This is a genomic window from Bacteroides congonensis (assembly GCF_900130125.1).
Taxonomy (GTDB): domain Bacteria; phylum Bacteroidota; class Bacteroidia; order Bacteroidales; family Bacteroidaceae; genus Bacteroides; species Bacteroides congonensis.
On the sequence record NZ_FQXY01000009.1, the window covers coordinates 254,775 to 280,128 of the forward strand.

A 25,354-nucleotide genomic window follows, 5' to 3' on the forward strand; every position below is an offset into this window, starting at 1 on the left:
CAGGATACCGTCACTATCCCAAAAGACTGTTTCTAACGAATAACCAAGAAACCGAATCTATTGATATAAGTCCTTCTGAAAATAAAATCCGGAAGGACTTTTCTTTTTATATTCCATTTTCCTACAAATAAAAGCTAAATCATATCTTATTGAAAACGAACTTGTTACTACGAGAATCTTTATTGAAAATAAAAAAACCTCAGAAAAAAACGCTTTTTCCCTCACCCGCTTCTTAATCTCGTGTGTCCACTAAATACAAAGAGATTAAGAACCTATTTATAACTTTAAACAAACTAAGTATGAAGAACAGAGTATTGCTTGTATTGTTATTGAGCTTTGCTGTAAGTCTTGCGGCATCGGCTCAGAAAATAACAATGAATCTTCAACAAGTCAAGTTGGAGAAAGTATTTTCGCTCATTACCAAACAGACAGGGCTTACGGTAGCTTACAGCCGTACGATTGTCAACCCTGAACGGATTGTCTCCGTTCAGGCAAAAGACAAAGACCTTTCCAAAGTATTAGATGACTTATTTGCGGGTACCAATGTGGCTTATGAAATTGGGGAGAAGAAAATATACCTCAAAGCAAAAGAAGCCCCCGTTACATCACAAGGAAATCAGAAAACAAAGAAAATAACGGGAACCGTGACAGATACCAAAGGCGAACCGGTAATTGGTGCCAGTGTATTGGTGAAAGGAGCGGGGACAGGTACTGTGACAGATGTAGATGGTAACTTTACATTGGATGCTCCGGCAGATGCACTTCTGGCTGTCAGCTATATCGGTTATAAGACACAGGAAGTAAAGGTAGGGAATAAGCACTCATATTCTATCCAGTTGCAGGACGATACGGAAGTTCTGGATGAAGTCGTAGTAGTCGGTTACGGCGTGCAGAAGAAATCAAGCCTGACAGGTGCAGTCGCTTCCATCTCTTCCCAGGAAATCAGCAAACAGGTATCTTCCAATGTCGCTTCAACCTTACAAGGACGTACACCGGGTGTAGACATCGTACAGCAAGCCGGTGTGGCGGGAGCAGATGTCAACATCGTGATTCGCGGTGCCGCTTCTTTTGGCGCTACCGAACCTCTGTATGTCATCGACGGAGCATTCAGTAATGCCGGATTAAGCTCATTGAATCCCAATGACATTGAATCTATCGAAGTACTGAAAGACGGTGCGGCTGCCGCTATCTACGGCTCACGTGCAGCCAATGGCGTCGTTTTGATTACTACAAAGAAAGGAAAGTCCGGCAAGCCCGTCATTCAGATAGACGGTTCGTTCGCTTTCCAGAAAACGACTAATATTCCAGAGTTTCTCAATGCGTCGGAATGGAGAGAATTTGCCAATATGGTGGCAGATAACAGTGGCTTGCCTCATGCACCGGAGAATGATAATCCTACCAATCCGAACCTGAATACCGACTGGTCAAAAGAATGGATACAGTTTGCCCCGGTATGGAACCTGAATGCCAGTATCGCAGGTGGTGGAGACAACTCTACTTTCAGTACAAGCCTCGGTTATCTTGACCAGACCGGCATGACGATTTATTCAGATTACAAACGTTATAACTTCCGCCTGAATACCTCTTATAAAAAAGGGCGTTTCTCATTTTCCGAAACCCTCGGACTGACCCATAAGGATAAAACTCCTACAACAGCTTTCAACATAGCTTTGCCAACATTACCTATTTATGATGAACAAGGACGGTTTACTTCGGGTGGCCCTGATTATTACATCAACCCCGAAGATGGCAAGGCGCAGAATAAGATAGCCCCATTGCATTATACTGACCAGTTCAATAAAGTGACGGATTTAATCGGCTCTTTGAACGCCCAACTGGATATTTGGGGCGGCTTAAAATACAAATTATCGTTAAGCGGAAATTATAGCAATAAGCATAATTATACCCATACACCTGAGTACTACACAAAATGGAACTCAGATGGAACTCCCGATAAAGATTACGGCAATACACGCAACAGCGTATCGGAAACAAGAGGTGAAGAATTTACTTATACGATTGATAACTTGCTGACTTACAACAAGACATTCAACCGTCACTCAATAGACGCTTTACTAGGAACAAGCTGGATGAGAGAATACTATCGCTACATGACCAACTCTACCATTAACGACTTGGGTGGAACGGATATCACCGGATTCCAAAATGAAGATGGCAAGATTTCGGCAGGCGACAGTAATGCGGCATTGCTTTCTTTCTTCGCCCGTGTGAACTACGATTATGATAATAAATATCTGCTGTCCTTGAGTATCCGCCGGGACGAATCTTCCAAGTTTCATAAAGACAATAGGGTAGGTTACTTCCCCTCTGTTTCCGCCGGATGGAATGTACATCAGGAGAAATGGTTCCAAAATCCTGTAATGAGCAAATTGAAGATTAGAGCCAGTTACGGTGAGTTGGGAGCCAACTTCCTCAACCCCTATAATTTCGACGCGATAGCTTATGGGCCTATTCCCTACACGGTAGGCGGAGAGCGCTATGTGACAGGACGCGCAGCCTATCTGAAATCGAAAGACCTGAAATGGGAAACTGCCAAAACCACAGATATTGGTATCGAACTGGGCTTCTTCAACAATGACCTGACTTTATCATTAGACTATTTCGTGAAAAAGAACGTAGATTTGTTGGCGCAGATTGACTTGAACCTGTCTTCCGGGCAAATCTTTGAAATCAACAGTTCACGTGAAAAACCGTACGTCAATACAGCTTCCGTAAAAAATACAGGATGGGAGTTTATGATGAATTACAGGAAACAATTGACGAAAGACTTCCATATAGATGCGACATTCAATATTGCAACGTTGAAAAATAAAGTATTATCATTGGGGGAAAACGTGCAGCCGATTACTTCCGGCGCAATGTCCAGCTACTTTAATGATGCTGCTTCCATTACCATGCCGGGAGAAGCTATCGGTTCATTCTATGGCTATAAGATTGATGGTTTTGATGCGGAAGGAAATTTCATCTTTGCGGATACGGACAAGAATGGAGTAGTCAATGCAAATGATAAAGTCATTCTGGGCAGCCCTATCCCTGACTTTACATACGGCTTGAACATCAACATGGAATACAAGGACTTTGATTTGACTGTTTTCTTCCAGGGAGTGCAGGGAAATGATATATTCAATCAGAAAAAGTACACCTATTATTTTGATTATTCCAACAACGTGGTCAAAGAGGCTATGAATGGATGGACGAAAACAAATAAGAATACGGGAATACCTGTCATGAAAACCCAAAACACAAGTGGCGGAAACTCCCTGCCGAGTGAATTTTATGTTGAAGACGGTTCCTATTTACGTCTGAAGAACCTTCAGTTAGGCTATTCACTGCCTAAAAAGTGGCTGGAAGCAATCCGGTTCAATAAGCTGCGTGTTTATGCAGGTGTGCAGAATTTGTTTACACTGACCCAATACTCCGGTTATGACCCCGAAGTAAGTTCTAACGTATTGTTCTCACGTGGCATTGACATCAGTTCATACCCCAATGCCCGGACATTCACTTTTGGTTTTAACGCTTCATTCTGATAACTAAAAATATGATTCATATGAAAAACTATAAGAAAGTATATGCCGCATTTATCTTGGCAGGCGGCTTGATATTACACGGATGTAACGGTATCTTTGATGACCTGGCTATCAATCCGAATCAGCCGAGTATGGGAGCTTATTTCACCAGTCCGTCCGCTGTGAATGACGCAGTGATGACCATGTACGGATATATGTCTACGCAACGCTGCCTGGGAGCTTCCGGCTCCAAGACAACGATAATCCGCTCTGACGAAGCATCGTCCAATTCGGATTATGGAAAACCGGGTATGTTTGGTGCCGACTTGAATGCCAGTTATTACACCATTGAGCAACCTTATACGTTGATGTACACCACCGCTTCCCAAGCATCCTACATCATTGAAACCGCCCCGTCTGTCGATTTTAGCGGCAATGAAGAACTGCGGAACGCATATATGGGTGAAGCCTATTTCTGGAGAGCCTTTGCGCACTATTACCTGTTGATTAATTTCCGGAACATATCTCCCATCAGACAGATGCCGAGAAACGGTGATGACTATGTTCGTCCCTTAGAGAAACCTGCCGCTGTATGGAACTTTATTCAGGAAGACCTGGCACATGCGAAAGAACTGTTGCCCGTGAAGGGATATTGGGACAGCAAGAATGCCGGTCGCGTGACAAAAGCTTCCGCAGCCGCCTTATTGGGAAAAGCTTATCTCTACCGTAGTGGAATCGAGCAAAATTATGGCGAAGACAAGACTACATTTTACAGTGAAGCCGCCAAAGAATTTGGTGATATTATAGACGGAAAGTACGGAACTTATGACCTGACTAAAAATTATGCTGATAATTTTGATGTCGCCCATGAAAATAATGAAGAATCAATCCTTGAGTTTCAATTCTTGGGCGATGTCGATAATGCAGGATTCAATCCGGGACTTGCCACTTCCGGTCTGGCGTTCGATTCACGTGGACTGATGTTGCCGGGAGCGGGAGTAGGTTATGAAGGTGTAGTGCATAACTGGCTCTATAACGCTTTCGTGAATTCGATAGACAAAGACGGCTATACGGATATCCGGATGTTCTCCACAATGATATTCAATGATTTGGATGCGAGCATTCATTTGAGAAATGACGCAGGTGGCAATCCGGTACGTCTGGAAGGCCCCGGTGGCTATAAATGGGAAGAACTTTATCCTGCAAAGAATGGAAAAGAAGGATTTGCTACTGTATCCAATCCTTTGGCACACCCATTCAAAGCGGGTATCAGGAAAGGGATTGACTGTTCCATGCCTACACAAACGGAAGCAGACGGAACTCCTAAACTGGTCGGTGTAGGTGCAGGCGTCAAGGAGTATGTATATAATCAGCCGCGTGCCCATGGAGTGAACTGGCGATATATCCGTTATGCCGATGTGTTGATGATGTATGCGGAAGCTGTCGTCAGCGGTGGTGCACAAGCATCGAATATGACACCCTTGCAGGCAGTAAACAAAGTACGCGGACGCGCCAACATGAGCGAACTCCCTTCCGTAACTATGGCTGATATTCAGAATGAAAGAATCCTGGAATTTGCCTTGGAAGGGCATCGTTTCTATGATTTGCTCCGTTGGGGCAAGCTGGCCAGCCGTTTTACGGAATTGCAGGAATCTGATCCTAACTTCAAGAAGTTCATATCGGCAGATGACTTTAAAGGATTCGTCACCAACAAGCACGAATGGTTGCCGATTCCTATTAATGAAGTGAATTCCAATCCTTATATCACAGAAAATAATCCGGGATATTAACTAAGAAAGAATTAGCATGATAAATTTGAAAAATATTGCGGTACTACTGTTCAGTTTGGTAGTACCGGGCATAACTATTGCCCAGACAGAAGTACTTTACAATGGCATACACCTGCCTGAACAATGGCCGCCCCGCTATGAGGAGCCACAAAAGGCACAAGATATGCCGATACCCTATCTTAAACAAAAGCCGGGAGTAATCCCGGTAAATATAGGGCGGCAACTATTTGTTGATTCCTTTCTGATTGCAGAAACCAATCTGGACAGAGTCATCCATACTCCCCGGTTTTACGAAGGGAATCCGGTACTCGGCCCTGACAAGGAATGGGAAAAGACAACCGAAGGCGGGCTCTACGCTGCCCCCTTCAGTGACGGGATATGGTATGACGAAAAAGACCGGAAGTTCAAAATGTGGTACCTGGCAGGTGCAGGTGTCCTTCACAAAGGAGACAATCAGACCTTTTATACCGGATATGCCGAATCGGAAGACGGCAAGCACTGGACAAAACCTGTACTGGATATTTGGAACCAGACCAATATTGTAGATACCTGCAATCGTGACGCAGCCACTATCTGGTTGGACAAACAGGAGAAAGACCCGTCCAAACGGTACAAGATGTTCAATGTCGAACGCCGTCCCACCGACCGCAGATGGCAATTTATCTTGAAATACTCGTCAGACGGGATTCATTGGGGAGAGGGAGTAGCCCAGTCCGGTGATTTATACGACCGTTCATCGGCATTCTACAATCCGTTCCGTGATGTGTGGGCATTGAGCATGCGTTATGGGACAAAAGTCTCTTCCCGTTCACGCAGCTATCTGGAAAATAAAGACCCCGAAATGGCAGTAAGTTTCGCACATCGTATCCGAAAAGGAGTGCCGGACAAGAATATGGTCTACTGGTTTACTCCGAGTGATAAAGAGCCGCGTCATCCGGAGTTTCCGGAAGTCGACCCCGGTATTTACAATTTTGATGGCATTGCTTACGAAAGTATCATGTTGGGACTTTACAGTGTATGGCAGGGACCGGAGAATGGAGTCTGCGCCAAACTGGGGATTCAGAAAAAGAATGAAATCTTTCTAGGGTATAGCCGTGACGGCTTCCATTTCTACCGTCCTTCTTTCAAGCCTTTCATGGCAGTGAATGAGACAGAAGGAGCATGGAACTGGGGAAATATGCAGTCTATCAACGGAGTGCCTCTGGTAGTAGGAGATTCACTTTATTTCTATTCCAGCGGACGCCAAAGAAACAAGATTATGTGGGATAGCTACACATCTACCGGACTGGCTACTTTGCGCAGGGATGGTTTTGTATCCATGCATGGAGATAAGGACGGTTATCTGCTGACGGAGAAGATTCGTTTTGACGGCAAGCATCTTTTTATCAATGCAGATGTAAAAGGTAGCCTGAGCGTAGAAATCCTGGATGAAAATGGGAAACCATTGGAAGGATTTACCCGGAAAGACTGTGTGCCGGTGAAGAAAACGGATAAGACAAAACAATTGGTCACATGGAAGAAACACCGGGATATGGCATCACTCGTCGGGAAGGCTGTCCGACTGAAATTCTATCTGGATAACGCTGATATATACGCATTTTGGATTTCTCCGTGGCAAACGGGCGAAAGCTGCGGATATACAAGCGGCGGCGGGCCAGGACTGTCAGCTAGCGGCATAGATGTCCCTACAAACCAATAAAAAGTAAATAACTATGAAACGTTTATTTTATATACTACTATTCTTCCTGCCTTGTATGCTGATAGCTTGCGGTGGTAGTGATGATACTCCGGGTGGAGACAATAATCCCCCGGTCGTGGTTCCGCCTGGCGAAGAGCCGGTAGATTCACGGTTATTGTACAACGGGATTCGTCTGCCCGAACAGTGGCCGCCGGTACGTTCATCTTCGTCTGAACTGGAAAAGGGAATGTCACCTTTTTATCTGTCGGATAAGCCTTCTGTTATTAATATTTCGGTAGGACGCCAGTTGTTCGTAGACAATTTCCTGATAGAATCCACCAATCTGAAACGTACTTTCTATTATCCTGAATATTATTCGGGCAATCCGATACTGACACCGGAACAGGATTGGGAGAAAACCGGGACAAAAGGTGCGGCATTTGCCGCTCCTTTCAGCGACGGGGTATGGTATGACGAAAAGGAAGGAAAATACAAGATGTGGTATATGGCAGGTGGCGGCTCTTATGCAACCAGTGGGGCGGGAGTGACTTGCTATGCGGAATCAACGGACGGAATCAACTGGACGAAACCGACTCTTTCCGTTGTAGCCGGAACAAATATCGTTGACTATAACTCGGAACGTGATGCATCCGTTATTTGGATGGATAAACAGGAAAGCAATGCATCGAAAAGATACAAGATGTTTTTAGTGGCGCGTGAAGCCGGAAAATGGAGATATAATTATAAAACTTCTTCAGATGGCAAGGTCTGGCGTGCCGCCGCACAATCGGAACCGGTTGCCGACCGCTCCACAGTCTATAAGAATCCGTTCAGGAACGTATGGGTATATAGTATGCGGCACAATGTCCGGATAGACGCAAACAAATTAGTCCGTGCAAGGGATTATAATGAAAATGCCGACCCGCAAGCCGGCACAAAAAAAGCGGAAGCATTATTGAGTGCATTTTGGTTCGGTCCGTGGGCGAACGAACAGCGTCATCCTGACTATCCGGACATCGCTCCTGCGATATACAATCAGGATGCCACCCCTTATGAAAGTATTATGTTGGGATTCTTCTCCGTATGGCAAGGACCGGAAAATGATGTATGCGCTTCGGACAACGTAATCAAGAGAAATCAGGTCATGGTGGGATATAGCCGCGACGGTTACAGTTGGTTTCGTGAGGACATGGCTCCTTTCCATGCCGTAAATACGACAACTCCGGACGCATGGAACCAAGGCAATTTGCAATCCGTAGCCGGAGCGCCGTTAATAGTAGGCGACAAACTCTATTTCTATCTGAGCGGCCGTCGTTTGAGAGGCACACAGGAGATTACCACTACCGGACTGGCCATGCTTCGCCGCGATGGATTTGCGTCTATGAAAGGAACAGGAGAGTTGCAAACTTCCTTACTGAAATTTGACGGTTCTCACTTCTTTGTGAATGCCGACGTTACGGGAGAAATGAAAGTTGAACTTTTAGACTCCGGCAATAAAGTAATCGAAGGATTCTCAAAAGACGAGTGCAAAGCCTTTAAAGGGGATAATGTAAAAGCGAGGATTGAATGGACAGGAAACGCTTCGTTATCCTCTTTGAAGGACAAACAACTGAAAGTGAAATTCTATATTGATAACGGTGAAATATTCGCTTTCTGGATTTCTCCTTCCGTGAACGGAGAAAGTATGGGATACACCGCTGGCGGAGGTCCCGGGCTGAATATTTCCGGAATAGATAAAACCAATTAAAAAATGAATACTATGAACAGATTAGCTTATTTATTATCATTGATTTGTATTCTTGCATTTTCTTCTTGCGAAGAGGATAAGGTATATTATAACACTGCGGCAAAGGCAGACTTTACCATTGGTGAAAGTATGTATGAATTGGGACAGGCTGCTGTCTTTAAAGATGCGTCCGTGCCCGATGAAGGGAATCAGATAATAGCATGGTTATGGGAGTTTGGAGACGCAAAGAAATCTGTCTCAACGGAACAGAACCCAACTTTCGTTTATCCGTCGGACGGTACATTTACCATTAAACTGACGGTGACGGACAATAACGGTTTGAGCGCGACAGCCAAGAAAGACCTTACCATTCTGGACCCCGCTAAAGCAATCAATGTAATGTGGCAGAAGGAAATGGGCGGAGCTATTGAAAGTACAGTCTCACCCGCATTGTCGGCTGACGGTAAAACGGTTTATATGATTACCGACCAGACTTCCACAGGAGCATTCGACGTGAAACTTTATGCTTATGATACGGAAAACGGAACACTGAAATGGGCATTTGACGTAACTGCCAACATGAATGAACTGAATCCGGGCGGAGGGGCAAGCATGGTATATGCAAGTCCGGCAGTGGGACCGAATGGAGATGTATATATTGTGGTTCGCGATTTGAAGCCGGCTACTGCTGAACATCCCCGTGCATTATTCTTGTTTGCCGTAGGAAGCAACGGCAGCAGGAAATGGGCGTACAAAGCCGCCGATTCCAATTTGTATGCTGTCACTCCGGCTATTGACGCATCCGGTAATATTTATTTCGGACATCGGGGAAAGAAACTTATCGTATTAAGTCCGGCCGGTGATATAGTCAAAGAAATAGCTTTAGATGTGGAAGTGTTGTCCGGTATGTCTCTGTCGAAAGATGGAACTATCTATTTCGGTTCTTCCAAGAATACGGGATATTTCGGTTATGATTTTGCTACCGATACTCAAAAGTTTGTTTATCAGAAAGATTTGGGTGGTACGGCATTGAAAGGAAACTCGTACACAGTAGGAGCGGACGGAACTATTTATACCGTAGCCGAACTGACATCAGGTGGCGCTATTATAGCTTTGAATCCTGACGGAACGGAAAAATGGGTACATAAAACTCCAGGCACCATTGTCAACGGTGGTGTTGTGATTGGTACGGATGGAACGCTTTATGCCAACGGTGGAAATGCTGTTGCCGGTGAAGCTTCGGCAGGTGTTATCGCTTTAAATCCGGATGGAACTTTAAAATGGCATTATGCTACAACAGAGAACGTCAGCAACTGTGTGCCAATCGTTGATAACAGAGGATATGTCCACATCATCTCGGACAAAGCCATCTATTATATTGTGAAACAAGACGGTAGTCTGCTTGCATCCGCTGAATTGGGAGTAAAATGTACTTCCAGTCCGGTAATGGATTCAAAAGGATATTTATATGTCGGCATAGAAGCTGTCGCAGGCGCATCTGATATGGTATGTATCTCATCCGGAGCTACAACTTATGCAGATTCAGCGTGGCCGATGAAAGGACAGAATCCACAACGAACGGGCTTACAAAAGTAAGTATCTTAAAAGGCTGATAGTTATGAAGAAATATTCTTTATTGACAGTTTTCTTATTATTAATCTGCAATGTTTCCGTATGCGGGCAAACAGGACGTATCCTTTTTGTTGATACAACACTCATTGAGAAAACAAATCTGCAACGAATACATCATTCGCCCGTTTATTATTCAGGCAATCCTGTTTTGAAAGCTGACAAGAAATGGGAATTGAATATAAACGGCGACCCTTATGCCGCTCCTTTCAGCGGTGGCGTATGGTATGATGAAGAAGAGCATAAATTCAAGATGTGGTATTCTGCCGGTGGCGGGAAGTTATTAGGACTCGTCACTTGCTATGCAGAGTCGTCCGACGGGAAAGTCTGGACAAAACCGGAGTTAGACGTTGTTCCGAGTACCAATATCGTAGATACATTAGAACATGATTGCGTTTCCGTATTGCTTGACAAATTTGAGAAAGACCGGACAAAACGTTATAAAATGTTTGTTGTAGAATTTAACAATCGTTTCACGGTCAGCATGAAACTGAAATATTCTTCTGACGGAATCCATTGGAGTGCGCCGAAGGCTCTTTCGGGAGAATTGTACGACCGTTGTGCGGCCTATTACGACCCGTTCCGCAAGAAATACGTCCTGTCATTGAAAACCATAAATGGAGTGTATAGGCGTTCACGCAACTATTTGGAACATGAAGACCCGGAAATGCTGGTTAGCCTGGCACATAGGATATATGACAACAAGAGCGATAAGTTTATCCGTTATTGGTTTAATGCCGATGAGGATGACCCGCGTCATCCTCAATTCCCCGGGCTGCGTCCACAGATATACAATCATGAAGCAATGCCGTATGAAGGCTATATGTTAGGCTACTTCACCGTTTGGCAGGGCCCGGAGAACAATGTTTGCGACAGCCTGAATATTCAAAAAAGAAATGAAGTCCTGATAGGTTGGAGCAAAGACGGTTTCCATTGGAATCGGGAAAACAAGAAACCTTTTCTTCCTGTCAGTGAGGACTTTCATGCATGGAATGCGGGTAATGTACAGTCTACTGCGGGCAACCCTCTGATAGTTGGAGACTCTCTTTATTTTTATGTCAGTGGACGCTATAATAGCAAGCCGAAACATGATTCCAACTTTGCCACAGGGCTTGCGATGCTTCGTCGTGACGGGTTTGTCTCGATGCGGGCAGGGAAAAAGGAAGGTTATGTGGAAATTAAAATCCAGATTCCGGCAAATGGGAACTATTTGTTTGTAAACGCAGATGTGAAAGGGATTTTAGCGGTAGAAGTGCTGAATGATAACGGGCAACCCATAGAAGGATTCACTAAAAGAGATTGCATATTAATGAAGAAGTCGGATAAGACGAAACAGATGATTTCATGGAAGAATCATTCGGAACTGAAGCCTTTAGCGGGAAGAACGCTCCGGTTTAAGTTTTATCTGAATAAGGCCGATTTATATTCATTTTGGATTTCCGAATGGCAGACGGGTGAAAGCGGTGGATATACAGGCGGTGGCGGACCGGGCTTATCGGACAAAGGTATAGATATCCCTGTGGAGCGGCAGTAACTCAATTATGATTATAGCTTGGACTGTTATGAGTAGTAAGTGAAAAAGAGAATTAGTGTAAAGCTCATTTATTACCTGAAATGTATAGATATATTCATAAATAGTATGTTGATGCCATTCTTACTTTTAAACTGTTCTCTTTTTATTATACAAGATGCTAATAAACTCATTTTGCGTTTTTAATAAATAATGAAACAGTTTATTATAAACGGGTCTTACGTTTATAATAAACAATATTCGGGCTAATTTACTAAACGATACCGAATATATTAAACAAAACGGGGTGGAATCGTTGCAGATTTCACCCCATTGATATTCTTTTGGATACACAGGCATGTCTCCAAATTATTACTTTATGTCTTTATTTTTGTATATTTCATTTTTATTCCGGCTGATTTGTTATGGCAAATATACGAAATAAAAAAGGAAAAGTCAATAGTTTCTTCATTTAGTCGGCAACATGATACGGATGCGTGAACCAAAAGCAGGAACCAACTCCTTCGGTTGATTCAACGCCAATCTCCCCATCCATTTGCGAAACGATGCTTTTGCAGATGGAAAGTCCGAGCCCCGTGCCTTGAACAAAACTGTCCAGCTTCACAAAACGCTCAAATACACTATCTTGCTTGTCTTTCGGTATGCCTACGCCCGTGTCGCGCACATAGAACTTGATTTTTTGATGTGATTCTTGTTCATATCCTAAAGTAATGCTTCCATGTTGGGTGAACTTCAGTGCATTGTTGATAAAGTTACTAATCACTTGAACGAATCTGTTTTTATCCGTGTAGATGTAACATTCCGGCATTGTTTTCTCAAGAATCAGTTCTACATCATCGCTCACTTTCATACCCATTGACTTGATAATTTCTGAACAAGTCTCGTTTACATCCACATTCGTATATACAAAATTGAATGTGCCGGCTTCTATTTTCGAAAGGTCGAGAATATCAGAGATAAGTTGCAGGAGCAGCTCGTTGTTCTCCTGCACGATTTTGATATAGTCCTGCCGTTCGTCCCTGCTGTCCGTCTCCGCCATCAGACTGGAAAAGCCGACAATGGCATTGAGCGGAGTACGTATTTCATGGCTCATATTAGCCAAGAAAGCAGATTTCAGGCGATCCAGTTCTTCCGCTTTGTCGCGGGCGACAATCAATTTCTGTTCAGTCTCTTTCAGCGGCGTAATATCATAATTGATACACAACATGTCAATAATTCCATCCTGCGGCCGATAATCCCTGACCATCACATTGATGCTTGTCCATGTATATTTGCCGTTATCCCTGCAAACGCGGACTTCTTTGCGCAGACTGGTCGATTTCCCTTCCCTGACCTCACGTACAAAGTTCCTTAAGACTGCCTGGTCTTCGGGAACTACATGAGAATATACCCCGATAACCTGCGGCATGGGAATCCCTTCTTGTTCTCCCAGATTCCTGTACCATGTATCCTGTGCATATCCGTCTCTTGTCATCACATTGAAATGGGCGAATCCCACATTGGCATAATCACCGATCAGAAGAAACAAGTTTTCAAACTCCTGTATTTTGGTATATGCATTGGTCGTTTCTGTCGTATCTATATTGATGAACAGATAGTTGATAAATTGATTTTGCGAATCATAGAGAGTAGTAACCTTGGTTGTAAGGTTGATAACTCCCGTTCTGTGGGTTTTCACATATTGTTTTATTTTTGAGAAATCATAATTGATTGAGAAATTCACATCTTCCTTAGCTTTCAGCTTTTCTTTTACTTCTATGGGAATATTAGGGTTATTGAAAAGGTTGATTCCTAATGCTCCGTTCTTGTCAGCCAAGCCGAATATCTCAAGTTCCTTATCATTGATGTCCACCAGATACCCGTCCTTATCATACAGTTCGATACCTGCGGGCAGATTCTTATAGATATTTCTCAGAATCTTTTCACTATGATCCAAAGCGCGGCGATCCTCTTTTGCCTGAAGTTCCGATTTCCGTAGCTCTATGCAGATACTGATAATGTTGGCAAGGGAAGAGAACCACTGAAGGTCGACATTGCTCCAACTGCGGCAGGTATTGACCATGTCAATGCCCATATATCCCCAAACCTCGTCTTTGGCTACCAACGGGACTGCCATCAATGACTTGATGTCCTGTGCTTCCAGCAAGGTGCGATATTCCTGAGCTTCCGCAGGCATGTCGTTTAATGTATTCAGGATAATGGATTTCCTGTCCGTAATTTGGCGGTTCCACCAGAAAGAATCATCCCAAAATATATTCTGTAAATTGTCCCGTTCTTCAGACACCCCTTCTGCGACCGCTTCATATGTGCAGTTCTGTACCTGTCTCTCTCTATCTATTTCAACAATATAGGTGCGGTCTCCTTTGAACTGCTTGAGAATGTCTCCTAATATCCGGTCAATTACCTGTTGCGTATCATCGCTTTGCAGAAAAGCAAGCAATGAATATGAAATACTGTTTTGCTGATAAAGCAGGCTGTTGACTTGAAGAAAATCTATATTTTCGTTCGAGTTATCGAAAGGCTTGTCTATACATTGCAGGTAACCGACCATATTTCTATAGCCCTCTTTATCCGGCTTCTGAAAGTTGATTTTGGAATACACCCAAATCTCTTCGTCTTTGGCTTGCATGGGAAACATCTGTTCGTAGATTTCCAGATTAGAGAGGGACAGGAATTCGTTTTTAAGCCGCAACCGATGGTCTTCCCGTATTCTTTGATGAAAATCCGTGAAACTGATACGGTTACTGTCAAGACCGAGCAAGTCTACAATAAAGTCGGAGCAGATATATTCTTTATTTTTCAAATCTGACTCCCACCATCCCATTTTGGCCATTTGAGCTATCTGAAGGTATTTTTCATAGTCAAATTTTGATTGTTCATTCATATTGTTTGTTCCTTGTTTATTGTTTACTGTTTGAGAAATTAGCTTGCAAAGATAAGTATAACTTTTAAATAATGAGGGGATTGCATACTTGCGCAAAGCGAAAAGTGGAACTACGGTATCGGATAGTGGCAAAATGGTAGAATGAGTACAAACAGAGGATTATTTCGTCTTCCTCTTAGATAAGAACTGAATTTATATAATTAATAATATATATCAGAAGAATGAAGAATACCAAATTATTCATGTTTGCGGCATGCGCACTTCTATTGACAGCGTGTGGCAAGCAAACCGTGAAAATTATGACTCCGCCGGATGCGTCCAACCGTGTCCTGTTCGGTGCGGAGCAGTTACAGACTACCTTGGATAAAGCAGGCTATCAGGTAATGATGCAACAGGGAGACACCACATTCTCCGATCCGGAAATAAAGACAATTCTGCTGACGGAAGTGAATGATACCACTTTGAAGAAAGAGGGTTTTCATATTACGACTGCCGGCAATCTTACCAGAGTTTCCGGTAGGGACGGTAGCGGCGTAATCTACGGATGCCGTGAACTGATAGACTGTGTGAACGATTCGGAAGGCAAACTGAACTTTCCGGAAGAATTGAAGGACGGGCCGGAAATGGTGCTTCGTGGTGCTTGTGTCGGTTTGCAGAAAATGACTTATCTGCCGGGACACGGTGTTTATGAATATCCCTATACGCCCGAGAGTTTCCCGTGGTTCTATGATAAGGAACAATGGATTAAATACTTGGATATGCTGGTTGCCAACCGTATGAATTCCCTGTATCTCTGGAACGGACACCCGTTTGCGTCGTTGGTGAAACTGGAAGATTATCCGTTTGCACTGGAAGTGGACGAGGAAACATTCAAGAAAAATGAGGAGATGTTTTCTTTCCTTACGGAAGAAGCGGACAAGCGTGGTATTTTCGTTATTCAGATGTTCTATAATATCATTCTCTCAAAACCGTTTGCTGAACATTACGGACTGAAAACTCAGGATCGTAACCGTCCCATCACTCCGGTGATTGCCGATTATACACGCAAGAGCATTGCCGCCTTTATTGAGAAGTATCCGAATGTAGGATTACTTGTCTGCCTGGGTGAAGCGATGTGTACGGTAGAAGATGATGTGGAATGGTTTACGAAAACAATCATTCCGGGAGTAAAGGACGGATTGCAGGCATTGGGGCGTACGGACGAGCCGCCTCTCTTGTTGCGTGCACACGATACGGACTGCAAACTGGTAATGGATGCCGCACTGCCGATATATAAGAATCTTTATACCATGCATAAGTACAACGGTGAGTCTCTGACAACGTACGAGCCACGCGGCCCCTGGTCGAAGATTCATACGGATTTGAGTTCTCTGGGTTCTATCCATATCAGCAATGTACATATCCTGGCAAACTTGGAACCGTTCCGTTGGGGTTCTCCTGATTTTGTTCAGAAAGCGGTGCAGGCAATGCACAATGTACATGGCGCCAATGCCCTGCATCTTTATCCGCAGGCTTCTTATTGGGACTGGCCTTATACTGCCGACAAACTGCCGGATGGCGAGCGTGAATTCCAATTAGACCGCGACTGGATTTGGTATCAGACATGGGGACGCTATGCATGGAATTGTCATCGTGACCGTACGGACGAGGTAGGTTACTGGAACCGGCAGTTAGGCAAGTTCTACGGAACATCTGACGAAAATGCGGGTAATATCCGTGTTGCTTACGAAGAAAGCGGGGAGATTGCTCCGAAACTGCTCCGTCGTTTTGGCATCACGGAAGGAAATCGCCAGACATTATTGCTGGGTATGTTTATGAGTCAGCTTGTCAATCCTTATAAATATACTATTTATCCGGGATTCTATGAAAGCTGCGGGCCGGAAGGCGAGAAGCTGATTGAATATGTAGAGAAAGAATGGAAGAAGCAACCTCATGTGGGTGAAATGCCGCTGGATATTATAGCTCAGGTAATAGAGCATGGAGACAAGGCGGTAGCGGCCATTGACAAGGCAGCCGCTTCCGTATCATCCAATAAGGATGAATTTGCACGTTTGCAGAATGATATGCATTGCTATCGTGAATTTGCGTATGCATTCAACCTGAAGGTGAAAGCTGCGAAACTGGTATTGGATTATCAATGGGGAAAGGATATCAAGAATCTGGAAGAAGCGATTCCGTTGATGGAACAAAGCTTGGAGCATTATCGCAAACTGGTGGAACTGACAGACGGGCATTATTTGTATGCAAACAGTATGCAGACTGCACAACGCCGTATTCCTATCGGTGGAGATGATGGCAAGAATAAGACTTGGAAAGAATTGCTGGTACATTATGAAAAGGAATTGGAGAACTTCAAAGCCAATCTCGCCCTGTTGAAAGAAAAGCAGAATGGAAACGCTGTTGCTGAAACTGTAGAAATCGCTGCCTGGGCTCCTGCCGCAGTAAAACTTATGTCGAATTATCCGACAGTGAAAGTAGATGAGGGTATTTCCCTGTTTACTGATATTTCCGGCAAAATAGAAGCGGTAGCTCCCGAACTGAAAGGTATGCAGGCATTCCGCTTCAATGGAAGTGAGCAACGCGAAAAGGGAACAAGCATTACTTTTGAGACGGACGCTCCGGTAAAATTAATGGTAGCTTACTTCAAGGACGACCAAAAGAAATATGCGAAAGCTCCGAAATTGGAAATTGACGCTTCCGCCAATGATTACGGACAGGCGGAACCGGTATTGTCAAACGCGGTTCGTATCAACGGAATGCCTCTGGCAAATATACACGCATATAGTTTCACGCCAGGAAAGCATACCTTGATGTTGCCCAAAGGGTATCTTCAAGTGTTGGGATTCACTGCTGCGGATACGAAAGCCCGTAATGCCGGACTTGCCGGAGACGAAGAAACAATGGATTGGCTGTTCTATTAATATTGGATAATGAAAAGATTATTACTGACAATCTCTTGTATGGTAACTGCCCTGTCCGTTCCTGCGCAACATGAAGTTCCGCAGGAACGGATGGAACAGATTTACGAGGAAGTGAAGACACCGTATAAATACGGGCTTGCTGTCGCTCCGGCGGATAATTATCATAAGATTGACTGTCCCACCGTTTTTCGTCAGGGCGACAAGTGGTTAATGACTTATGTCGTTTATAATGGCAAGAGCGGTACGGACGGCCGTGGATACGAGACATGGATAGCGGAAAGTGAAAACCTGCTCGAATGGCGTACTTTGGGACGCATCCTTTCTTATCGGGACGGTAAATGGGATTGCAACCAGCGCGGCGGTTTTCCCGCATTGCCGGATATGGAGTGGGGTGGAAGCTATGAACTGCAAACGTATAAAGGTCGTCATTGGATGACTTATATAGGTGGCGAGGGCACTGGTTACGAAGCTGTGAAAGCTCCGCTTTTTGTCGGTCTGGCATCTACGAAAGGAGACATTTCCACCGCACATGAATGGGAGTCATTGGATAAACCGATTTTGAGTATCCATGATAAGGATGCGCAATGGTGGGAAAAACTGACTCAATATAAAAGCACTGTTTATTGGGATAAAGACAAAACATTGGGAGCACCGTTTGTGATGTTCTACAATGCGGGCGGCCGTCATCCCGAAACGGATTTGAAAGGGGAACGTGTAGGAATCGCACTCTCCAAGGATATGAAAACATGGAAGCGGTACGCAGGAAATCCGGTCTTTGCACATGAAGCGGATGGAACGATTACAGGAGACGCACATATCCAAAAGATGGGGGATCTGTATGTGATGTTCTATTTCTCCGCTTTTGAACCTTCACGAAAATACAAGGCATTCAATACGTTTGCCGCCAGCTATGACTTGGTGAACTGGACGGACTGGAAGGGAGCGGATTTGATTATTCCTTCCAAGAACTATGATGAACTGTTTGCGCATAAAAGTTATGTGGTGAAACATGACGGAGTAGTCTATCATTTCTATTGTGCGGTCAATAACGCAGAACAGCGCGGCATCGCTATTGCTACAAGCAAGCCGATGGGACGCTCGGCTGTTCGTTTCCCCAAAGCGGAAACAAAGAACCGCAGACTTATCACAGAATTGAATGAGGGCTGGAAAACCTGGATTACAGAAGCTACCCATTTAAAGGGTAATTTCATGATGCCTGCGAAAACAGTGAATATTCCCCATAATTGGGATGACTATTACGGATACCGTCAGTTAACGCATGGAAATATGCACGGAACTGCCATGTATGTGAAGGATTTCACTACAGATAAGAAAGTAGGAAAGCGGTATTTTCTCCGTTTTGAAGGAGTGGGTACATATGCTACCATTAAAGTGAACGGGCAGGATTTCGGTCGCCATCCTGTGGGACGTACTACATTGACATTGGATGTTACCGATGCCTTGAAACAAGGAACCAACCGGTTGGAAGTAAAGGCCGGGCATCCGGAAATGATAGCGGATATGCCTTGGGTATGCGGCGGCTGTTCCTCGGAATGGGGATTTAGTGAAGGCTCCCAACCGTTGGGTATCTTCCGCCCTGTGGTGCTTGAAGCAACGGACGAGATTCGTATCGAGCCTTTCGGCGTACATATTTGGAATGATGAAAAGGCAGCGAATGTTTTTGTAGAGACAGAAGTTAAGAATTATGGCAAGACAACTGAAACTGTAGAGTTGGTCAATAAACTGAGTAATGCGGATGGCAAACAGGTTTTCCGTCTGATGGAGAAAGTAACGTTGGCTCCGGGAGAAATGAAAGTGATTTGTCAGCAGTCTCCTGTCGGGAAACCCGTTTTATGGGATACGGAGAATCCATATCTCTATAAACTTGCCAGTATGATTAAGCGTGACACGAAAACGACGGATGAGATTTCTACGCCGTTCGGTATCCGTACTATAAGTTGGCCGGTGAAACGCAATGACGGAGACGGACGTTTCTATTTGAATGGAAAACCGGTATTTATTAATGGTGTATGCGAATATGAACACCAGTTCGGGCAAAGCCATGCTTTCAGCAAGGAACAGGTAGCCGCAAGAGTAAAACAAATGCGTGCGGCAGGTTTCAATGCTTTCCGTGACGCCCATCAACCGCATCACCTCGATTATCAGAAGTATTGGGATGAAGAGGGTGTCTTGTTCTGGACGCAATTTTCGGCTCATGTGTGGTATGACACACCGGAATTTCGTGAGAACTTCAAGGGATTGCTCCGCCAATGGGTAAAAGAACGCCGTAATTCTCCGTCGGTAGTGATGTGGGGATTACAGAATGAGAGTACTCTACCTCGTGAGTTCGCGCAAGAGTGCAGTGAAATCATCCGTGAAATGGATCCGACTGCACGTACGATGCGTATCATCACCACTTGCAATGGCGGGGAAGGTACGGACTGGAATGTGGTTCAGAATTGGAGTGGTACATATGGCGGAGATGTGGCTCAATATGGTCGTGAACTCTCTCAATCCAACCAATTATTGAACGGGGAGTATGGAGCTTGGAGAAGTATCGACCTGCATACGGAACCGGGAGACTTTGAAGTCAACGGAATATGGAGTGAAAGCCGTATGTGCCAACTGATGGAAACTAAAATCCGTCTGGCAGAACAGGCTAAAGATAGCGTCTGCGGACAATTCCAATGGATATTCAGCAGCCATGACAATCCCGGACGCCGACAGCCGGATGAAGCATATCGTAAAATAGATAAAGTAGGGCCGTTCAATTATAAAGGACTGGTTACCCCTTGGGAAGAGCCGTTGGACGTCTATTATATGTATCGTGCGAATTACGTTCCGGCAGCAAAAGACCCGATGGTCTATCTGGTATCCCATACATGGACAAACCGTTTTGAGAAAGGACGCCGTCGTGCCACTATCGAGGCTTATAGTAACTGTGACTCAGTATTGCTATATAACGGTGTGACTGATGAAAAATCCACTTTTCTCGGACGTAAAAAGAACAACGGAACAGGTACTCATTTTATGTGGGAAAACCGGGACATCCGTTACAATGTCCTTCGTGCCGTAGGTTACTACAAAGGAAAACCTGTTGCGGAAGACCTGTTAGTACTTGACGGACTGGAGCAAGCCCCTGATTTCGAAGTTCTTTATCAGGAAGAAAAGCCTGTATTGAAAGGGGAAGCAGGATACAATTATATTTATCGTATCAACTGCGGTGGCGATAACTATACAGACAGTTTCGGTCAATCATGGTTGCAGGACAATACGAATTATTCCCGTTCGTGGGCAGAAAACTTTAAGGGACTGAATCCTTATCTTGCAAGCCAACGTATTACCAACGACCCGATTCGCGGTACTCATGATTGGGCATTGTTCCAACATTTCCGTTTCGGACGGCATCAACTGGAATACCGTTTTCCGGTATCAGATGGTACCTATCGCATTGAGTTATATTTCACGGAACCTTGGCATGGAACAGGTGGAAGTGCTTCCACTGATTGTGAAGGATTACGTATTTTCGATGTTGCCGTGAATGATTCTGTCGTGTTGGACGATTTGGATATATGGGCGGAAAGCGGACATGACGGAGTGTGTAAGAAAGTGGTGTATGCGACAGTAAAAGGTGGAACATTGAGGATACACTTTCCGGAAGTGAAAGCGGGACAGGCCTTGATTTCAGGTATTGCCATCGCTTCCACAAATATGGATTTGAAGCCAGCGCAATTTTCCGCGTCCGATTGGAGTTGGGAAAAAGCAAGTAAGGAAGTGATGGAAAAAACGCCGAAAGAACTTCTTCCTGAAGATAAGAACGCCCGTGTCAGCGTGGCCTACGAAGCGGAAGCCGCTACGTTGAAAGGTAAATTCCAAAAGAAAGAACACCGTAAACAGACAGGGGTGTTTTTCAGCAAAGGAAAGGGTAACAGTATCGAATGGAATGTCTCCACCGGATTGGCGCAAGTCTATGCCCTTCGTTTTAAATATATGAATACAAGCGGAAAACCAATCCCTGTATTGATGAAGTTCATTGACGCGAAAGGTGTAGTGCTGAAAGAGGATATCCTTACTTTTCCGGAAACACCGGACAAGTGGAAAATGATGAGTACCACGACCGGCACATTTATCAATGCCGGACATTACAAAGTGCTGCTTTCGGCTGAGAATATGGATGGTTTGGCGTTCGACGCATTGGATATTCAGTAAGGCTTTTAAGAAGTCAGGCATATAAGCAGTAATAAATAGAAGCGGGGCACAAAGAAGTTTGAATATACTTCCGGTGCCCCGCTTTTTATTTAATATTTCAATCAAAGAAAAGGGTACAAAATGACGTTTTGTCCGTCTATTTGATATGAAGAAAAAAGAACGAATGAAAATATATACTTTATTGCTTGGGGCATTGATAGCTTGTCCGATACAGGCACAAACAGTACATGATTGGGAAAATCATCATGTACTGCAAATCAACCGGGAACCGGCACGGGCGGCATTTACGCCATTTACTGAACAAAAGGGGGACTGCTCCCTGTGTCTGGATGGAATGTGGAAATTCCGGTGGACTCCTGTTCCTGACCAAAAAATCATTGATTTCTATCGGGCGGACTTTGATGACAGGGACTGGACAGACTTTCCGGTTCCCGCCAATTGGGAAATAAACGGATATGGCACACCTATCTATGTATCGGCGGGATATCCGTTCAAGATTGACCCGCCCCGTGTGATGGGTGAACCGAAAGCGGAATACACTACTTATAAGGAGAGGAATCCGGTGGGGCAGTATCGCCGTACTTTTGTTCTTCCTGCTGATTGGACGGCAAAAGGACAGACATTCCTTCGCTTCGAAGGTGTTATGAGTGCTTTCTATGTTTGGATAAATGGTGAACGGGTAGGGTATAGCCAAGGGAGTATGGAACCGAGTGAGTTCAATATCACAAAGTATCTGTACTCCGGAGAAAATCAGATTGCATTGGAAGTCTACCGTTATAGTGACGGTTCTTATCTCGAAGATCAGGACTTTTGGCGCTTCGGCGGCATTCATCGCAGTATCCATCTGATGCATACGCCGGACATCCGTATCCGTGACTATGCGGTACGTACACTGCCCTTGTCAACGAACAATTATCAGGACTTTATTTTTCAGGTAGACCCGCAATTCAGTGTTTATAGAGGATTCACAGGTAAAGGTTATACTATACAGGGAGTTTTGAAAGATGCTTCCGGAAAAGATGTGGTAACTTTGCAAGGAGACGTGGAAGATATACTCGATTTGGAGCATAAGGCAAGCCGGATGAACGAGTGGTATCCGCAACGTGGTTCCCGCAAAACGGGACGTCTGTCGGCTGTTGTCAAATCCCCTCACAGGTGGACGGCGGAAACACCTTATTTATATAGGCTGTATCTTACACTGCAAGATTCTGACGGGAAAGTGATAGAACAAGTAGAGCAGCCGGTAGGTTTCCGCTCTGTTAAAATAGAGAACGGGCAACTGCTGGTAAATGGCAATCCTGTTCGTTTTCGGGGCGTAAACCGCCATGAACATGATCCTCGCACAGCCCGTGTCATGACGGACGAACGTATGCTTCAAGATATTCTTCTGATGAAACAGGCTAATATCAATGCCGTGCGTACCAGTCATTATCCGAATGTAAGCCGTTGGTATGAACTCTGTGACAGCATAGGGCTTTATGTGATGGACGAAGCGGATATTGAAGAGCATGGATTGCGGGGGACACTGGCGAGTACTCCCGATTGGCATGCTGCATTTATGGATCGCGCTGTCCGTATGGCTGAACGTGATAAGAATTATCCAAGTATCGTAATGTGGAGTATGGGAAATGAAAGTGGTTATGGCCCTAACTTTGCGGCTATCTCGGCATGGTTGCATGATTTTGACCCTACCCGTCCTGTGCATTATGAAGGTGCGCAAGGAACGGACGGTAATCCTGACCCGAAGACAGTGGACGTAATCAGCCGTTTTTATACACGGGTGAAACAGGAATATCTGAATCCGGGTATTGCTGAAGGGGAAGACAAGGAACGGGCGGAAAATGCACGTTGGGAACGGTTACTGGAGATTGCGGAACGTATTAACGATAATCGTCCGGTAATGACCAGTGAATATGCCCATTCTATGGGGAATGCATTAGGTAATTTCAAGGAATATTGGGACGAGATATACAGTAATCCGCGCATGTTGGGCGGATTTATCTGGGATTGGGTGGATCAGGGGATTTATAAAACATTACCCGACGGGCGTACTATGGTAGCTTATGGCGGTGACTTCGGTGACAAGCCTAATTTGAAAGCCTTCTGCTTTAACGGATTGTTGATGAGCGACCGTGAAACTACGCCCAAATATTGGGAAGTGAAGAAAGTATATGCTCCGGTTCTGCTGGGAATGGAGAATGGAGCCTTGAAAGTGACCAACCGGAATCATCATATTGATTTATCATCGTATCGTTGTCTGTGGACATTATCTGTGGATGGTAAGGAGAAAGAACATGGGGAATTGATATTGCCCGAAGTTGCTCCGGGAAAAACAGGAACAATGACTTTACCTGATTTCCGTTCATTATCAGACAAAAGCTCTTCCAACAAAAGGAATAAAGGAAAAGATGTTGTAAAGCCTGCTGCTGATTGTCAGCTTAAAGTGAGTATCGTCCTGAAATCAGATGCTCTTTGGGCAAAAGCGGGACATGAAGTAGCTTGGGAACAATTCTGTTTGCAAAAAGGCGATTTGTTATCAGCCGGTTTTGCTAATAAAGGACAGTTACAAATAAAAGAGGATGATAAAACTCTGCAAGTCAGCGGACGCGGCTTTTCCGTACAATGGAAGAAGACAGTGACCGGAAGCATGACCTCCCTTATTTATAATGGTAAAGAGATGTTGGCACACTCCGACGATTTTCCGGTTCAACCCGTAACACAGGCTTTCCGTGCTCCGACCGATAATGATAAGAGTTTTGGAAACTGGTTGGCGAAAGACTGGAAATTGCATGGGATGGATAATCCGCAGATTAGTCTGGAATCTTTCGACCATCAGTTGCGCGAAGATGGAGCTGTGATTGTTCAAGTCCGGACAAATAATGTATATAAAGAAGGCAAGATAACGACTACATCAGTTTATACTATCTGTTCTGACGGAACGATTGACCTGAAAACAACTTTCCTGCCGCAAGGAGTACTTCCCGAACTGCCCCGATTGGGGATTGCGTTCTGTCTTTCTCCGTCTTATGATACGTTTACATGGTATGGAAGAGGGCCACAGGACAACTATCCTGATCGTAAAACTTCTGCCGCCACAGGACTGTGGAAAGGAACGATAGATGAGCAGTATGTGCATTATCCCCGTCCGCAGGATAGTGGGAATAAAGAGGAAGTGCATTATCTGACGCTGACGGACAAACAAAATAAAGGCATCCGTATAGATGCGGTGGAAGAGGTATTCTCAGCATCTGCCTTGCACTATACCGCGCAGGACTTGTACAAAGAGACACATGATTGTTATTTAAAACCACATGCCGAAGTTATTCTCAGCTTGGATGCCGCCGTGCTCGGGTTAGGGAATAGCAGTTGCGGCCCGGGCGTCTTGAAGAAATATGCCATCGGGAAGAAGGAACATACCTTACATATACGTATAACTAAAAAATGAATTATTAAATAACT

General features: G+C 44.5%; 10 protein-coding genes. 9 read left to right on the top strand and 1 reads right to left on the bottom strand.

What is annotated here, in order from left to right:
* Window positions 1-299: 299 nt before the first annotated feature.
* The 6 genes from BQ7997_RS07680 to BQ7997_RS07705 are packed head-to-tail and all read left to right on the top strand — an operon-like array spanning window position 300 to window position 11,884.
* Window positions 300-3,548, top strand: coding sequence for a TonB-dependent receptor (locus tag BQ7997_RS07680; protein ID WP_073345182.1), 3,249 nt, complete (start codon window positions 300-302; stop codon window positions 3,546-3,548).
* A 20-nt stretch (window positions 3,549-3,568) separates the two neighbouring features.
* Window positions 3,569-5,317 carry a RagB/SusD family nutrient uptake outer membrane protein gene (locus BQ7997_RS07685; protein WP_073346436.1) on the top strand — a complete coding sequence of 583 codons (1,749 nt, stop codon included), beginning with the start codon at window positions 3,569-3,571 and terminating at the stop codon, window positions 5,315-5,317.
* 16 nt (window positions 5,318-5,333) lie between these two features.
* A complete protein-coding gene (locus tag BQ7997_RS07690; RefSeq protein ID WP_073345185.1) occupies window positions 5,334-7,016 on the top strand; it encodes a hypothetical protein in 1,683 nt (560 codons plus the stop codon).
* 13 nt (window positions 7,017-7,029) lie between these two features.
* Entirely contained in the window at window positions 7,030-8,742 is a 1,713-nt protein-coding gene (locus BQ7997_RS07695) for a glycoside hydrolase family protein (protein WP_073345187.1), read from the top strand.
* Between the two features lie 3 nt (window positions 8,743-8,745).
* Complete coding sequence (locus BQ7997_RS07700; RefSeq protein WP_394333725.1) at window positions 8,746-10,317, top strand: outer membrane protein assembly factor BamB family protein; 1,572 nt, start codon at window positions 8,746-8,748, stop codon at window positions 10,315-10,317.
* A 22-nt stretch (window positions 10,318-10,339) separates the two neighbouring features.
* The gene (locus BQ7997_RS07705; RefSeq protein ID WP_073345190.1) at window positions 10,340-11,884 is read left to right on the top strand and encodes a hypothetical protein; all 1,545 of its coding nucleotides are present in this window, start codon (window positions 10,340-10,342) and stop codon (window positions 11,882-11,884) included.
* A gap of 448 nt (window positions 11,885-12,332) precedes the next feature.
* Here BQ7997_RS07705 and BQ7997_RS07710 read toward each other — a convergent pair whose 3' ends face one another.
* Window positions 12,333-14,765 carry a sensor histidine kinase gene (locus tag BQ7997_RS07710; protein ID WP_073345192.1) on the bottom strand — a complete coding sequence of 811 codons (2,433 nt, stop codon included), beginning with the start codon at window positions 14,763-14,765 and terminating at the stop codon, window positions 12,333-12,335.
* 221 nt (window positions 14,766-14,986) lie between these two features.
* On the opposite strand from BQ7997_RS07710, the gene BQ7997_RS07715 reads away from it, so the two are divergent.
* From BQ7997_RS07715 to BQ7997_RS07725, 3 genes are all read left to right on the top strand, one after another.
* Window positions 14,987-17,686, top strand: coding sequence for an alpha-d-galacturonidase (locus tag BQ7997_RS07715; protein WP_073345195.1), 2,700 nt, complete (start codon window positions 14,987-14,989; stop codon window positions 17,684-17,686).
* Window positions 17,687-17,695: 9 nt separating this feature from the next.
* Window positions 17,696-21,895 carry a beta-d-glucuronidase/beta-L-arabinofuranosidase gene (locus BQ7997_RS07720; protein WP_073345197.1) on the top strand — a complete coding sequence of 1,400 codons (4,200 nt, stop codon included), beginning with the start codon at window positions 17,696-17,698 and terminating at the stop codon, window positions 21,893-21,895.
* 163 nt (window positions 21,896-22,058) lie between these two features.
* Window positions 22,059-25,340, top strand: coding sequence for a glycoside hydrolase family 2 TIM barrel-domain containing protein (locus tag BQ7997_RS07725; protein ID WP_073346441.1), 3,282 nt, complete (start codon window positions 22,059-22,061; stop codon window positions 25,338-25,340).
* Window positions 25,341-25,354 lie beyond the last annotated feature (14 nt).

Coding starts and splice junctions, on each gene's coding strand:
- BQ7997_RS07680 (WP_073345182.1), top strand. CDS start 300: ATGAAGAACAGAGTATTGCTTGTATTGTTATTGAGCTTTGCTGTAAGT.
- BQ7997_RS07685 (WP_073346436.1), top strand. CDS start 3,569: ATGAAAAACTATAAGAAAGTATATGCCGCATTTATCTTGGCAGGCGGC.
- BQ7997_RS07690 (WP_073345185.1), top strand. CDS start 5,334: ATGATAAATTTGAAAAATATTGCGGTACTACTGTTCAGTTTGGTAGTA.
- BQ7997_RS07695 (WP_073345187.1), top strand. CDS start 7,030: ATGAAACGTTTATTTTATATACTACTATTCTTCCTGCCTTGTATGCTG.
- BQ7997_RS07700 (WP_394333725.1), top strand. CDS start 8,746: ATGAATACTATGAACAGATTAGCTTATTTATTATCATTGATTTGTATT.
- BQ7997_RS07705 (WP_073345190.1), top strand. CDS start 10,340: ATGAAGAAATATTCTTTATTGACAGTTTTCTTATTATTAATCTGCAAT.
- BQ7997_RS07710 (WP_073345192.1), bottom strand. CDS start 14,765: ATGAATGAACAATCAAAATTTGACTATGAAAAATACCTTCAGATAGCT.
- BQ7997_RS07715 (WP_073345195.1), top strand. CDS start 14,987: ATGAAGAATACCAAATTATTCATGTTTGCGGCATGCGCACTTCTATTG.
- BQ7997_RS07720 (WP_073345197.1), top strand. CDS start 17,696: ATGAAAAGATTATTACTGACAATCTCTTGTATGGTAACTGCCCTGTCC.
- BQ7997_RS07725 (WP_073346441.1), top strand. CDS start 22,059: ATGAAAATATATACTTTATTGCTTGGGGCATTGATAGCTTGTCCGATA.